Origin of the sequence: Crossiella sp. CA198 (assembly GCF_052078295.1) — a bacterium.
GTDB lineage: Bacteria > Actinomycetota > Actinomycetes > Mycobacteriales > Pseudonocardiaceae > Crossiella.
In genome coordinates this window covers 317,384-332,201 of record NZ_JBQJIM010000002.1, presented here as the reverse complement: position 1 = coordinate 332,201, position 14,818 = coordinate 317,384, and the positions used below count along the sequence as shown (strand labels likewise).

The 14,818-nt window shown below is 70.7% G+C and carries 10 protein-coding genes; 9 read left to right on the top strand and 1 reads right to left on the bottom strand.

What is annotated here, in order from left to right; genetic code table 11:
- Positions 1-134 precede the first annotated feature (134 nt).
- The gene (locus ACTOWY_RS04130) at positions 135-383 is read right to left on the bottom strand and encodes a hypothetical protein (protein WP_441308252.1); all 249 of its coding nucleotides are present in this window, start codon (positions 381-383) and stop codon (positions 135-137) included.
- Between the two features lie 171 nt (positions 384-554).
- On the opposite strand from ACTOWY_RS04130, the gene ACTOWY_RS04125 reads away from it, so the two are divergent.
- The 9 genes from ACTOWY_RS04125 to ACTOWY_RS04085 all read left to right on the top strand — a co-directional run bounded on the left by ACTOWY_RS04125 (position 555) and on the right by ACTOWY_RS04085 (position 14,761).
- Entirely contained in the window at positions 555-2,126 is a 1,572-nt protein-coding gene (locus tag ACTOWY_RS04125) for an alkaline phosphatase D family protein (protein WP_441308251.1), read from the top strand.
- 65 nt (positions 2,127-2,191) lie between these two features.
- Positions 2,192-2,587 carry a hypothetical protein gene (locus ACTOWY_RS04120; protein WP_441308250.1) on the top strand — a complete coding sequence of 132 codons (396 nt, stop codon included), beginning with the start codon at positions 2,192-2,194 and terminating at the stop codon, positions 2,585-2,587.
- 64 nt (positions 2,588-2,651) lie between these two features.
- The gene (gene pulA, locus ACTOWY_RS04115; RefSeq protein ID WP_441308249.1) at positions 2,652-8,435 is read left to right on the top strand and encodes a pullulanase-type alpha-1,6-glucosidase; all 5,784 of its coding nucleotides are present in this window, start codon (positions 2,652-2,654) and stop codon (positions 8,433-8,435) included.
- A gap of 318 nt (positions 8,436-8,753) precedes the next feature.
- Positions 8,754-9,152 carry a LapA family protein gene (locus tag ACTOWY_RS04110; protein WP_441308248.1) on the top strand — a complete coding sequence of 133 codons (399 nt, stop codon included), beginning with the start codon at positions 8,754-8,756 and terminating at the stop codon, positions 9,150-9,152.
- A 67-nt stretch (positions 9,153-9,219) separates the two neighbouring features.
- Positions 9,220-9,636 carry a nucleoside-diphosphate kinase gene (gene ndk, locus ACTOWY_RS04105; RefSeq protein WP_441308247.1) on the top strand — a complete coding sequence of 139 codons (417 nt, stop codon included), beginning with the start codon at positions 9,220-9,222 and terminating at the stop codon, positions 9,634-9,636.
- A gap of 115 nt (positions 9,637-9,751) precedes the next feature.
- Positions 9,752-10,684 carry an ABC transporter ATP-binding protein gene (locus ACTOWY_RS04100; RefSeq protein WP_441308246.1) on the top strand — a complete coding sequence of 311 codons (933 nt, stop codon included), beginning with the start codon at positions 9,752-9,754 and terminating at the stop codon, positions 10,682-10,684.
- On the top strand, positions 10,684-11,523 hold the full coding sequence (locus ACTOWY_RS04095; RefSeq protein ID WP_441308245.1) for an ABC transporter permease: 840 nt from the start codon (positions 10,684-10,686) through the stop codon (positions 11,521-11,523). Before ACTOWY_RS04100 ends, ACTOWY_RS04095 begins: the two co-directional genes overlap by 1 nt.
- A gap of 67 nt (positions 11,524-11,590) precedes the next feature.
- Positions 11,591-12,430, top strand: coding sequence for an ABC transporter permease (locus ACTOWY_RS04090; RefSeq protein ID WP_441308392.1), 840 nt, complete (start codon positions 11,591-11,593; stop codon positions 12,428-12,430).
- Positions 12,431-12,796: 366 nt separating this feature from the next.
- Entirely contained in the window at positions 12,797-14,761 is a 1,965-nt protein-coding gene (locus ACTOWY_RS04085) for a TIGR03960 family B12-binding radical SAM protein (protein ID WP_441308244.1), read from the top strand.
- Positions 14,762-14,818: the final 57 nt, after the last annotated feature.

Here is a 14,818-nt window from a genome sequence, read left to right as displayed (position 1 = left end):
TCCTGGAGCCGGGGGTCCCACTCCAGGACCATGACACGGTCGACTGGAGTGGGACCAGGGGGAGCGTGGCTGGCTGTGGATAACTCCCCGGTTGTGGACAAACGCCCGGTTCCGGGGAGCCCCGGCTTGCACAGTCAGCCGGCGACTAGTAGATGCGGCAGCGCCAGGACCGCGTCGACGACCTCCGCGACCGAACCACTGATGTGCCAGGTCACCCGGCCGTCGATCATCCGTTTCGCCTCGGCCTCCTCGGGCCCGAGCACGAGGACCGCGTCCGCGATGGCGCCGAGTCTGCGCACATAGAGCAGGGCGTCCGGATCGCGGGCGTCGCCGAGTGGGGTGCCGGACCAGCCGGCGGCCACCAGGAAACGGAGGGCGGTCATGTGTTTCTCCATGCGCTACCCCTTCTCGCCGGGCCCCCGACAAGCCCGTCACATACCTAGACGACAAAGCGCCCAATCGGGTTGCGTGGCTTCATACGGTCGGAGGACAGGTTCACCTTCTGTCTGCCTCCGCGTTGGACTGTGGTCGCCCCTGGCGACTACAACCCGGGGGTGCCCGAAACCCCAGCCCTGAACCGACGCTCCCTGCTGCGTTACGGCGCCGCGGGTGCCGGGGCGCTCGCCACCGGCCTGCTCCTGCCCACCGCCGCCGCCGCGTCCACCGCAGCCGCGGCAGCCCCGCTCATCCCGAGCGCCCGCCCGAAACTGAGCCACGGCATCCAGTTCGGCGAGGTCGACGCGGACAGCGCCGTCGTCTGGGCCCGCGCCGACCGGCCGTCCCGGCTGCTGGTCGAGGTGGCCAGGGACGAGAACTTCCGGCACGTCCGCAAGTTCTGGGGCCCGGTGCTCACCCCGGAGACCGACGGCACCGGCGAACTCCGGGTCGCCGGGCTCACCGCCGGCCGGGATTACCACGTCCGGGTGACCGCGCACGAACTGCACGGCCGCACCGGCAGTGAGCCCGTGCTCGGCTCCTTCCACACCGCCCCGCGCGGCCGCCAGGACGTCAACTTCCTGTGGTCCGGCGATATCGTCGGCCAGGGCTGGGGCATCAACCCCGACCTCGGCGGCATGAGCATCTACTCCCGGATGGCCGCGCTGCGCCCGGACTTCTTCCTGTGCAGCGGCGACACCGTCTACGCCGACGGCCCGCTCAGCGAGACCGTGGTCCTGCCGGACGGCCGCACCTGGCGCAACCTGGTCACCCCGGCCAAGACCAAGGTCGCCGAGACCCTGGAGGAGTACCGCGGCCAGTTCGCCTACAACCTGCTCGACGAGCACGTGCGCCGGTTCAACGCGAGCGTGCCGCAGCTCAACCAGTGGGACGACCACGAGGTCACCAACAACTGGTACCCCGGCGAGATCCTGGACGACGCCCGCTACACCGAGAAGCGGGTGGACGTGCTGGCCCAGCGGGCCTTCCAGGCATTCCACGAGTGGCTGCCGGTGCGCAAGGCCGACGCGGTGGACGGCCGGGTGTACCGCAAGGTCTCCTACGGTCCGCACCTGGACGTCTTCGTGCTGGACATGCGCACCTACAAGGGCCCCAACACCCCGGGCACCGCGCCGTTCGAGCCGATCCTGGGCGCGGCCCAGACCCGCTGGCTGACCAGGGAACTGGACCGCTCGCGGGCCACCTGGAAGATCATCGCCGCGGATCTGCCGATCGGGCTGATCGTGCCGGACGGCGCCAACATCGAAGGCGTGGCCAACGGTCAGCCCGGCGCACCGGCGGGCCGGGAGGCCGAACTCGCCATCGTGCTGCGGGAGATCCACCGCCGTCGAGTGCGCAACGTGGTGTGGTTGACCGCGGACGTGCACTACACCGCCGCGCACCACTACGCGCCGGAGCGGGCCGCCTTCACCGAGTTCAGCCCGTTCTGGGAGTTCGTCTCCGGCCCGCTGCACGCCGGCGCGTTCGGCCCGAACAAGCTGGACCCGACCTTTGGGCCACAGGCGGTGTTCGTCAACGCCCCGCCCGCGCCGAACACCTCGCCGATGGCCGGGTTCCAGCACTTCGGCCAGGTCCAGATCGACGGCCCCAGCGGATGCCTGACCGTGCACCTGCGCGATCAGAACGCCCGCTCGCTCTTCTCCACCACCCTGGAACCCCAGCGTCGCTGAATCAGGTCAACGGCAGGGTGATCCGGAAGGTCGTCCCGCCTGTTGGTCCACTGTGGACTGTCGCTGTGCCGCCATGTCCGGCGACCACCGCCTACACCGCGTTCCCGTGGATGCTGGCCGTGCTCACCCTGCTCAGTTACGTGTTGCTGGCCAGGGCCTTCCGCTCGCTGCTGCCGCCGCTCAAGGCGATCCTGCTCAACCTGCTGTCCCTGGGCGCGGTGCTCGGCGCGATGGTGCTGCTGTGGCAATGGGGCTGGGGCACCGAGGAACTGCTCGGACTGCGGCCGGACGGGGCCATCGGCACCTTCGTGCCGGTCACCGTCTTCGCCTTGACGTGGCGGTGCCCGCGACCGTGGCCATGCTGGGCCGCTGGAACTGGTGGCTGCTGCCCCGGGCGGCCCGGCTGCTCCGGCTACCGACTGAAAATTCTTGCAGGTAAATGGAGTATTGCCATCGGATGAGCCGCGTGGTTTTCTGCCGACCCGCCCGTTCGGGTGTGCAAAAACTTGCGACAAGGAGGTCGCCGTGCGGCAGCGCAGGTGGATGCGGAGAGCCGGTGGAGCCCTGCTGGGCGCGGCGCTGGTGGTGACCGCACTGCCCGCGCTCGCCCCGCCCGCGACCGCGCTGCCACCCGCGCCGCCGCTGGCCGTCGGCGCGGTCACCGATCTGCCCGCGGGTGTGCGCGACGGTGATCGGCGACTCGGCCGGGACGCGTTGCGCGAGGACCTGGCCGGGCAACGGTTCTACTTCCTGCTGCCGGACCGGTTCGCCAACGGCGACCCACGCAACGACACCGCGGGCAGTCCGGGCGACCGGTCCCGGCACGGCTTCGACCCGGCGGACAAGGGCTACTACCACGGCGGTGACCTGGCCGGACTGCGGTCCAAGCTGGATTACCTGCGCGGCATGGGCACCACCGCGGTGTGGCTGACCCCGATGTTCCGCAACCGCTGGACGCAGGGCTCGGGCAGCACCGCCTCCGCCGGGTACCACGGCTACTGGACCACCGACTACACCTCGCTCGACCCGCATTTCGGTACGGTGCAAGAAATGCGCGCGCTGATCAGGGACGCGCACGGCCGCGGGATGAAGGTCTTCTTCGACATCGTGGCCAACCACACCGCCGATGTCATCGACTACGCGGGCGCCAAGTACGACTACCGCGGCACTGGCGCGCAGCCCTACCTGGACGCCGACGGACGGCCGATCGACCTGGCCGCGCTGGCCGGTGGCAAGGACTTCCCGAAACTGGACGCCCGCCGGTCCTTCGCCTATGAGCCGGTGCTGCGCGCCGGGGACGCCGAGGCGAAGAAACCGAAGTGGCTCAACGATGTCACGCTCTACCACAATCGTGGCAACTCGACCTTCGCCGGGGAATCCGCCACGCACGGCGACTTCGACGGGCTCGACGACCTGATGACCGAGCATCCCCGGGTGGTCGACGGGATGACCGGCATCTTCACCAGCTGGATCGACGAGCTGGACATCGACGGCTACCGGGTGGACACGGTCAAGCACGTCAACCTGGAGTTCTGGCGGGCGCTGGCGCCCAAGGTGCGGGAACACGCTCGGCGAAAGGGAAAGAAGGACTTCTTCGTCTTCGGTGAGGTCTACGACGGCGATCCGGCGATCACCTCGAAGTACACCACCGGTGGCCGGTTGCAGTCGGTGCTGGACTTCCCGTTCCAGGGCGGTGCCCGCGGGTTCGCCGCCGGTCAGGGCGCGGACCGGCTGGCCCAGGTGCTGCTCGCCGACGACCGCTACACCGACGCCGACTCCAACGCCAACGCGCTGCCCACCTTCCTGGGCAACCACGACATGGGCCGCATCGCCACCATGCTGCGCCAGGACCGCCCCGGCATGTCCGATGCGGAGACCCTGGAACGGCTGCGGCTGGCGCACAGCCTGATGTACTTCTGGCGCGGCAACCCGGTCGTCTACTACGGCGACGAACAGGGCTTCGCAGGCACCGGCGGGGACAAGGACGCCCGGCAGGACATGTTCCCCAGCAAGGTGCCGGAATGGCTGGCACAGGACCAGATCGGCACCGACGCCACCCCCGCCGCGGACAATTTCGACCCGAAACACCCGCTGTACCGGCACCTCGGTCAGCTGTCGTCCTTTGTGGACGGTGATCCGGTGTGGCGGCGTGGCAACCAGGTGCTGCGACTGGCTGAGCGGGATGTGCTGGCCTTCAGCCGGATCGACCGGGACACCCAGGTCGAGCACGTGGTGGTGGCCAACGGCGGGACCACTCCGGCCGAGGCCAGGGTGTCGGTTTCCGCGCCAGGACTGGGTTTCCGCACGGTCTGGGGTGGGGACGCGGCGCTGGTCAGCGGGGTGGACGGCGCGGTGCGGGTGAGCGTGCCGCCACTGTCCGCGGTGGTGCTGCGCTCGACCGGCCGGATACCGGTGCAGGGCAGCGGTTCCGGGCAGCCCACGCTGGTCGCGCCGCCCGCGGGCACCGGACTGGGAGATTGGGTAGAACTGCGCGCGGACAACGTGACCGCGCCGTTCGCCCAGGCCACCTTCGCCGCTAGGGTGGCGGGGGAGCGGGACTGGACCGTGCTCGGCACCGACGACGCCGCGCCGTACCGGGTGTACGCCGACCTCGCCGCGCTGCCCGGGGCCAAGGCGGGCGCGCGGGTGGAGCTGCGGACCGTGGTCAAGGACGCCGCCGGACGGCTCACCGCGGACGGCGCCGAGATCGCGCTGGTGGCCGCGCCGGGCGGTGGCACCGGCGCGCAGCCGAGTCCGGACTGGCTGGTGGTGCACTACAACCGGCCTGCCGGGGACTACGACGGCTGGGGCCTGCACGTGTGGGGCGAGGTCGCCGAACCCACCGCGTGGGAACGGCCGCTGCCCTTCGCCGGGGAGACCGGGTACGGGCGGTTCGCCTGGGTGAAACTCAAGCCGGGCGCGAAACAGGTCGGCTTCCTCGTGCACAAGGGCGAGGAGAAGGACGTCAGTGGCGACCGGTTCGTCGACCCCTCGATCACGCCGCAGGTGTGGCTGAAACAGGGTCAGGCGCCGGTGTTCCCGAGGCAGAGCGCGGCCACCGGGGCGGTCGAGATCCGGTACCACCGGCCCGGCGGCGACTACGGCGGCCTGCGATTGCGGGTGGGCGGCGGCATCGCGGCCGACCAGCCCGCCGAGCTGCCCCTGGAAGCCAGGGACGACTACGGCGTCCGGGCGAGCGTGCGGGTCAACGGCAGTGGCGCGCCGGTCGAACTGACCGTGCTCAAGGACGGCGCGACCGACGTCACCGGCCGGATCGAACCCGTCCGCGGGGCCGAAGCCTGGCTGCGCCAAGGGGATCAGGCCGTGCACGCCAGCCGGGCGGCGGCCGAGCGGCGGATCGTGCTGCACTACCACCGGCCCGCCGGGGACTACCCGGACTGGACGCTCTACCACTGGGGCGGATCCGCCACGCCCAGCCCGTCCTGGAACGAGTCCCAGCGACCCGACCGGACGGACGGGTTCGGGCTGACCTGGTCGGTGCCACTGGCCGAGGGCGCGACCGGACTGAGCTACCTGCTGCATCGCGGCGACACCAAGGATCCGGGTCCGGACCAGCGGATCCAGCTCGGCGCGACCGGTCACGAAGTCTGGTACGCCAGCGGATCCACCAAGCCGGACGGCTCGGTGTCCTACGTGCTGCCGCCCTCGGCGGCGGCCCCGGCGGACGCGGATCTGAGCAAGGCCAAGGCGATCTGGGTCAGCAAGGACCGGGTCGTGTGGGATGTGCCCGCCGCCGAGTCCGACGGCTACGAACTGCGGCACGACCCGGACGGGCGGATCGCCGTGGTGGCCGGGCAGGTCCAGGGCGGGCGGGTGCTGCGACTCGCGCCCGATCCCGGCGGGCTGTCCGCGGAACTGGCGGCGAAGTTCCCACACCTGCGCGGAAAACCGGTCTACCGGCTGAGATCGTCCGATGTGGACAGCGGTCGGGACGCGGTGCGCGGCCAGGTCGTCGCCGTGCACCGGGACGCAGGCGGCGCGCTCCGGCACGCCACCGGAGTGCAGCTCGCCGGGGTGCTCGACGCGCACTACGCCCCGGCCGCGGCGGGCCTGACTCTCGGTCCGCTGGCCCAGCCGGCCGGTGTCCGGCTGTGGGCGCCCACCGCCAAGTCGGTGCGGCTGCGACTGTTCGGGCACACCCCGCCCGAGGCGACCACGGCACCCAGTCAAACCCTGACCCTGCAACGTGATCCGGCTTCCGGGGCGTGGAGCGGGTTCGGTGACTGGCTGGGCCGCTACTACCAGTTCGAGGTCACCGCCTGGCAGCCGCGCACCAGCAAGGTCGAGACCGCCGTGGTCACCGACCCGTACTCGCTCGCGCTGACCGTCGACTCCACCCACTCCCAGCTCACCGACCTGCGCGAAGCCCCGCCCGGCTGGGATCGCGAGGTCGCCAAGGGCCTGGGCCCGAACCCGGCCCGGCACGCCATCACTGAACTGCACGTCCGCGACTTCTCCATCGGCGACACCAGCGTGCCGGAGGCCGATCGCGGCACCTACAAGGCGTTCACCCACCGCGATTCCACCGGCATGCGACACCTGCGCGCGCTGGCCGAAGCGGGCATGGACACCGTGCACCTGCTGCCCACCTTCGATATCGCCACCATCCCCGAACGCCGCGCCGACCAGCAGAAACCCGCCTGCGGCCTGCCCGCGCTGCCCGCGGACTCCGAACAGCAGCAGGAGTGCGTGACCCGCGCCGCGGCCAAGGACGGGTTCAACTGGGGCTACGACCCGTGGCACTACGACGTGCCCGAGGGCTCCTACGCCACCCCGGACGCCCAGTCCGGCCAGGCCCGCGCCCGCCAGTACCGCGAGATGGTGCAAGCCTTGCACGCCAACGGGAACCGGGTGGTCGTCGACGTCGTCTACAACCACACCGCCGCCGCGGGCAACGACCCCAAGTCGGTGCTGGACCGGGTCGTGCCCGGCTACTACCAGCGGCTCACCGAGGACGGCTCGGTGGCCAACTCCACCTGTTGCGCCAACACCGCCACCGAGAACGCCATGATGGGCAAGCTGGTGGTCGACTCGGTGCAACGCTGGGCCCGGCTGTACAAGGTGGACGGCTTCCGCTTCGACCTGATGGGCCACCACCCCAAGGCCAACATCCTGGCCGTGCGCGCCGCGCTGGACGGGCTGACCGTGGCCAGGGACGGGGTGGATGGTCGCAACATCCGGCTCTACGGCGAGGGCTGGGACTTCGGCGAGGTCGGCGGCAACGCCCGGTTCGAGCAGGCCACCCAGGCGAACATGGCAGGCACCGGCATCGGCACCTTCAACGACCGGCTGCGCGACGGCGTCCGCGGCGGCGGCCCCTTCGACGCCGACCCGCGCGTCCAGGGCCTGGGCTCCGGCCTGGCCGGCGCACCCAACGGCAGCCCCGCCAACGGCACCCCCGCAGAGCAACTGGCTCGCCTGACCAACTACACCGACCTGGTCAAACTCGGCCTGGCGGGAAATGCGGCGGACTTCCGCTTCCGCGCCACCAACGGCGCCGAGACCACCGGCCGCGACGTCCGCTACAACGGCGCCCGCGCCGGGTACACCGCGGGCCCGGCCGAGTCGATCACCTACGTCGACGCCCACGACAACGAGTCCCTCTACGACGCCCTGGCCTACAAACTCCCGCCAGGCACGCCGATGTCCGACCGCATCCGCATGCAGACCCTCGCCCTGGCCCCGGCCCTGCTCGGCCAAGGCCAGCCGCTGGTGCACGCGGGCACCGAGTTCCTGCGCTCGAAGTCCTTGGACCGCAACAGTTTTGACTCCGGCGACTGGTTCAACCGTTACGACCCGGCCCTGCAAACCTCGGCCTTCGGCGCCGGCCTGCCCCCCGCCCCCGACAACCGCGACAAGTGGCCCTACGCCAAACCCCTGCTCGCCAACCCAGCCCTCAAACCAGGCCCGGCCGACCTCCGCACCGCCCTGGACCGCACCCTGGACCTGTTGCGGCTGCGGCAGTCCTCCCCGCTGTTCACCCTGTCCGACCAAGCCCTGGTCCAACAGAAACTCACCTTCCCCGACCCAGGCCCGCAAGCCGCCCCCGGCACGGTGCTCGCGCACCTGGACGACATGGCCGGACCGGAGGTGGACCCGGCGCGGCGGGGCGTGCTGGTGGTGATCAACCCGGATCCGGGGGCGCGTGAGGTGGCGCTGCCCGCGGGTGGTGGGTGGCGGTTGCACGAGCTGCAGGCCGGTGGCGGTGATCCGGTGGTGCGGGGGACGAGCGTGGCGGGGGATCGGGCGCGGGTGCCGGGACGGACGGTGGCCGTGCTGGTGCGGTGATCACACGCCGGGACTGCGGCCCCGGCCTGGCTGGGCCCGCCTGGCCCGGCCCGGCCCGGCCCGGCTGGCCTGGGCTGGGCTGGGCCAGGCCGGGGCCGGGGCCGCTGGGTCGGTGGTGCGGCCGAGCCGAATCCCGCCATGGGTCTGCGGCTCGGCTGCTTGGGTGGCGCGCTGGGCCGCCGTAGGCTCAGCTGGTGGAGCGCGCGGCGCGCGTCCCGGTCTCGGGCGGGCGGTGTTTCGCCCAACCGGTGAATCGAGTGGTCGCTGCGGGTAGCCGAAGTACCTGGGGAGAACCCGCGCTGGAAGGCAGGCACCACGATGAGCGAAGCCCAGACCCCCGACGGCTCCGGCCAGCACACCGGCGAGCACCAGCGCCCCGACCCCGGCACCGAGCAACGCACCGACCCGCGCGCTGCCCGCCGTCGCGCGAACGAACGCGCCGCCCAGCCCGGCGCCGCGCAACCGGGGCGCAACCGCCTCGGCGGGCTGTGGAGTGTGTTCGTGGTGGCGGCCGTGGTGCTGCTGCTGTTGCTGGTGTTCATCCTGGAGAACAGCCAGGACGTGCAGATCTCCTACTTCGGCATCACCGGCACGTTGCCGCTGGGCGTGGCGCTGTTGTTGTCGGCGATCCTGGGTGTGCTGCTGGTGGCGGTGCCCGGGTACGCGCGCATCATCCAGCTCCGCCGGAGCGCGCGGCGGGGGAGCGGACGGGGCTGAGCGGCCCGCCAGGTAACCTGCGCGCGAGCATCCCGAGCCGGTACCCCGAACAAGGAGAACGTACGTCGTGAGCGAGCGCACCCTGGTCCTGGTCAAGCCCGACGGCGTTGCCCGTGGCCTGGTCGGTGAGGTCATCTCCCGCATCGAGCGCAAGGGCCTGAAGCTGGTCGCGCTGGAGCTGCGCACCGTCGAGCGCGGCGTTGCCGAGCAGCACTACGCCGAGCACGACGGCAAGCCCTTCTTCGGCAGCCTGCTGGACTTCATCACCTCCGGCCCGCTGGTGGCCGTCGTGGTCGAGGGCACCCGCGCCATCCCGGCGTTCCGCCAGCTCGCCGGTGGCACCGACCCGGTCGAGAAGGCCACCCCCGGCACCATCCGCGGCGACTTCGCCCTGGAGACCCAGTTCAACCTCGTGCACGGCTCCGACTCGCCCGAGTCCGCCGCCCGCGAGATCAAGCTCTGGTTCCCCAACCTCGCCGGCTGAGCCGGATACAACAGCAGTTCCGGAGGCGTCCCCGCAGGTCAGCGGGGACGCCTTCGGTGTCTGCCCGAGAAAAACACGTTCAGTTCTGTCGGTGCCCTCGGCTACGGTCGCCTGCGTGAACGGCGACGATTGGCTGGTCGAGGCGAACGGGCTGTCCAAACGTTTCGGCGACTTCGAGGCGGTCCGCGGCATCGATGTGAAGGTCCGCGCCGGTGAGGCATACGGCTTCCTCGGGCCCAACGGCGCTGGCAAGTCCTCCACCATGCGGATGATCGCCTGCGTGTCCCCGCGCAGCGGCGGCGAGCTATCCGTGCTCGGCCTGGACCCGGACGTGCAGGGCCCGCGGATCCGCGCCCGCATCGGCGTGGTCCCGCAGCAGGACAACCTGGACACCGAGCTGACCGTCCGGCAGAACCTCCAGCTCTACGGCCGCTACTTCGGCCTCTCCCGCGCGCACGTCAAGGCCAAGGCCACCGAGCTGATGGACTTCGCCCAGCTCGCCGACCGCGCCGACGCCGAGGTCGACTCGCTCTCCGGCGGCATGAAGCGCAGGCTGACCATCGCCCGCTCGCTGGTCAACGACCCCGAGCTGCTGCTGCTCGACGAGCCCACCACCGGCCTGGACCCGCAGGCCCGCCACCTGCTGTGGGACCGGCTGTTCCGGCTCAAGCAGGCAGGCGTCACCCTGATCATCACCACCCACTACATGGACGAGGCCGAACAGCTCTGCGACCGCCTGGTGGTGATGGACAACGGCCGCATCGTCGCCGAGGGCTCACCCGCCGACCTGATCGCCGCCCACTCCACCCGCGAGGTCCTCGAACTCCGCTTCGCCCCCGGCCACCAGACCGAGGCCGCGCCCACAGTCGCCGACCTGGCCGAACGCGTCGAGATCCTGCCCGACCGCCTGCTGCTCTACACCGCAGACGGCGAGTCCGCGCTGGCCGCCGCGGTCGAGCGCGGCATCCGCCCGATCACCAGCCTGGTCCGCCGCAGCTCGCTGGAGGACGTCTTCCTCCGGCTCACCGGCCGAACCCTGGTGGACTGATGACCAGCGACCAGACCGAGGACCGCGCCGAGCCAGGGCACCGGCGCGCCACCGGCAGCCCGGTAGGCGCGTTGCGGGCCGCTTTCCTTGTGGTGGAAGGAAAGTGGACCTGGTACCGGCGCAACTGGCGAGCCACCTTCTTCTCCAGCGTCGGCCAGCCCCTGCTGTTCCTGCTCGCCCTCGGCCTGGGCATCGGCTCCCAGGTCAAACCAGGGGCTGTGCCCGGCGGCGTGTCCTATCTGGAGTACCTGGCGCCGGCGTTGCTGGTCGTCTCGGCCGTGCAGAACGCCACCGGGGAGTCGACCTTCCCGGTGCTGTCCTCGTTCAAGTGGCAACGGGTCTACTGGGGCATCAACGCCTCACCCATCACCCCCCATCAGATCGTCGGTGGGCAACTGTTGTGGACGGCGGCCCGGCTGCTGCTCTCCGGCGCCATCTACCTGGTGGTGGCCGCGTTCTTCGGCGGAGTCCGCAGCCCGCTGGTGCTCATCTCACTGCTGTTCGCCACGCTGGCCGGGATGGCCTTCGCCGCCCCACTGACCGCCTACGTCGCCACCGTCGACGACGAGGGCCAGACCCTCGGCAACATCTTCCGCTTCGTGCTGATGCCGATGACCCTGTTCGCGGGCACCTTCTTCCCACTGGACCGCCTGCCCGACTTCGTCCAGCCGATCGCCTGGCTCACCTCGCTCTGGCACGGCACCGAACTGGCCCGCGGCACGGTGCTCGGCGGCCTGCAGCTGTGGCCGGCCCTGGGCCACGTCGCCTACCTGCTCGCCCTGCTGGCCGGTGGCGCCGCGCTGGCTGCCCGCAACTTCCGGCGAAGGCTGGCGAACTGACATGACCAACGACGACCGGATGATCGGTGATCGCGTGGCCGGCGGTGACGTGGCTGGTGGCCGGGACATGGCTGGTGGCCGGGTGGCCCAGGCCGGGCGCCGGTCCGGTGGGCCGCTGCTGCGCATCCTGCCCGCCGGGCTCTACGCCGGCCGGGGCCGGATGCTGGTGGAGCGCGCGTTCCTGGTGAACCGCAGGTCCTGGCTGAACCTGGTGTCGGGCATCCTCGAACCGCTGTTCTTCCTCCTCTCCCTCGGGATCGGCTTCGGCAGCATGGTCGGCCAGGTCGCCGGGCCCGACGGACAGCCGATGGACTACGCGATGTTCCTCGCGCCCGCGCTGCTGGCCTCCTCCGCGATGAACGGCGCCATCAACGACGCCACCTACAACGTCTTCTTCAAACTCAAGTACGCCAAGCTCTACGACGCGATCCTGGCCACCTCCCTCGGCCCACTGGACGTCGCCGTCGGCGAGATCACCTGGGCGGTGATCCGCGGCGGCCTGTACTCCAGCGGCTTCCTGCTGGTGATGTTCGGCATGGACCTCATCGCCTCACCCTGGGCGTTGCTGGTGCTGCCAGCCGCGCTGTTCGTGGCCTTCGCCTTCGCCGCAGCGGGCATGGCCTGCACCACGTTCATGCGCTCCTGGCAGGACTTCGACCTGATCCAGCTCGCGATCCTGCCGATGTTCCTGTTCTGCAGCACCTTCTACCCGCTGTCGGTGTACCCGCGGCCGCTCCAGTGGATCGTGGAGTGGCTGCCGCTGTACCGGGCGGTCGAGCTGATGCGGGGGCTCACCACGGGGCACGTCGGGGTCGGGATGCTGGAGCATCTCGCGTACTTCGTGGTGATCGCGGGAGTCGGGATGTGGGTGACCACCCGACGACTGGACAAGCTGCTGCTGCGGTGAGGTGAGGTCGCGCGGGATTTGTTGGCCGGCTTGGGAAAGGTGCTGCACGGACGGGTGAAGGTGGGCGGGTTTTGCCTGGGGGCGTGGCTAAGATCGGGGCGGGCCTGCGCGCCTGACGTCCCCTCCCCCCTGGACTTGTCGCGCAGGCCCTCTTCTCTGGGCTCGGTCGGCTCGGTCAGGCGTTCGCGGATCCCGGCGGTGACGCGGGGCGGGGTGCTGGTGGGCATGAGGCGAGCTTGGACCGGTGGGTGCTGATGGCGCCAGCGGGTGGGCGCTGGGGCTGTGGATAACTCGCTATTGTGGATAACTCGCGATCTTGGGGTTGGTCGGGCAGAGATACCGGCCGATGGGCGTTACCCTGGTCGCGTGAGTGTGCAGTCTGTCTTCCCCCAGCTTGAACCGCTGCTTCCGCAGGTGTCCAAGCCCGTCCAGTACGTCGGCGGGGAGCTGAACGCCACCGTCAAGCCCTGGGAAGAGGCCGTTGTCCGGTGGTGCCTGATGTACCCGGACGCCTATGAGGTCGGCCTGCCCAACCAGGGCGTCATGATCCTCTACGAGATCCTCAACGAGCTGCCCGACGTGCTCGCCGAGCGCACCTACGCCATCTGGCCTGACCTGGCCAAACTGATGCGCGAGAACGGTGTCCCGCAGTTCACCGTGGACGGGCACCGCCCGGTGGGCGCCTTCGACGTGCTCGGCGTCAGTTTCGCCACCGAGCTGGGCTACACCAACCTGCTCAACGCGCTGGACCTGGCCGGGATCCCGATCCACGCCAAGGACCGCACCGAGGACCACCCGATCGTGCTAGCCGGTGGCCACGCGGCGTTCAACCCGGAGCCGATCTCGGACTTCCTGGACGCCGCCGTGCTCGGCGACGGCGAGGAGGCCGTGCTCGAGGTCACCGACATCATCCGGACCTGGAAGGCCGAGGGCTGCCCCGGCGGCCGGGACGAGGTGCTGACCAGGCTCGCCGAGACCGGCGGGGTGTACATCCCGCGGTTCTACGACGTGGAGTACCTGCCCGACGGCCGCATCCAGCGGGTCGTGCCCAACCGCGACCGGGTGCCCTACCGGGTGTTCAAGCGGACCACCATGGAACTCGACGACTGGCCGTACCCGAAGCAGCCGCTGGTCCCGCTGGCCGAGAGCGTGCACGAGCGGATGAGCGTGGAGATCTTCCGCGGCTGCACCCGCGGCTGCCGGTTCTGCCAGGCGGGCATGATCACCCGGCCGGTGCGGGAACGTTCGATCGAGGGCATCGGCGCGATGGTGCAGCGCGGGCTGGCCAACACCGGCTTCGAGGAGGTCGGCCTGCTCTCGCTCTCCAGCGCCGACCACTCCGAGATCGCCGAGATCACCAAGGGCCTTGCCGACCGCTATGAGGGCACCAAGACCGGGCTGAGCCTGCCCAGCACCCGGGTGGACGCCTTCAACGTGGACCTGGCCAACGAGCTGTCCCGCAACGGCCGCCGCTCCGGGCTCACCTTCGCTCCGGAGGGCGGCAGCGAACGGCTGCGCAAGGTGATCAACAAGATGGTGTCGGAGGAGGACCTGATCCGCACCGTCAGCACCGCCTACGCCAACGGCTGGCGGCAGGTGAAGCTGTACTTCATGTGCGGTCTGCCCACCGAGACCGACGAGGACGTGCTGCAGATCGCCCGGATGGCCAAGGAGGTCATCAAGGCCGGGCGGGCCGCCTCCGGGCGCAAGGACATCCGCTGCACCATCTCCATCGGCGGGTTCGTGCCCAAGCCGCACACCCCGTTCCAGTGGGCCGCCCAGTGCGATCCGGACACCGTGGACGACCGGCTGCGCAAGCTCCGGGACGAGATCAACACCGACCGGTCCATCGGCCGCAACATCGGCATGCGCTACCACGACGGCAAGCCTGCGCTGATCGAGGGACTGCTCTCCCGAGGAGACCGCAGGCTCGGCCGGGTGATCGAGCGGGTGTGGCGCGAGGGCGGTCAGTTCGACGGCTGGGGCGAGCACTTCTCCTACGACCGCTGGGTGCGGTGCGCCGAGATCGAGCTGGCGCAGGTCGGCGTCGACCTCGCCTGGTACACCACCAGGGAACGCGAGGAGCTGGAGGTCCTGCCCTGGGACCACCTGGACTCGGGCCTGGACAAGGAATGGCTGTGGTCGGACTGGCAGGACGCGCTGGACGAGCGTGAACTGGACGACTGCCGCTGGACCCCGTGCTTCGACTGCGGTGTGTGCCCGGCGATGAACACCGACATCCAGGTCGGCCCGACCGGCCGGGTGCTGCTGCCGATCACCCCGGTCGGCACCGGCAGCCCGGTCAGCAACCCGGCGTTCAGCCAGGGCTGAGCCCAACGCGAAGGCCCCCGGTTTCCCTTGACGCACAAGGGAAACCGGGGGCCTTTG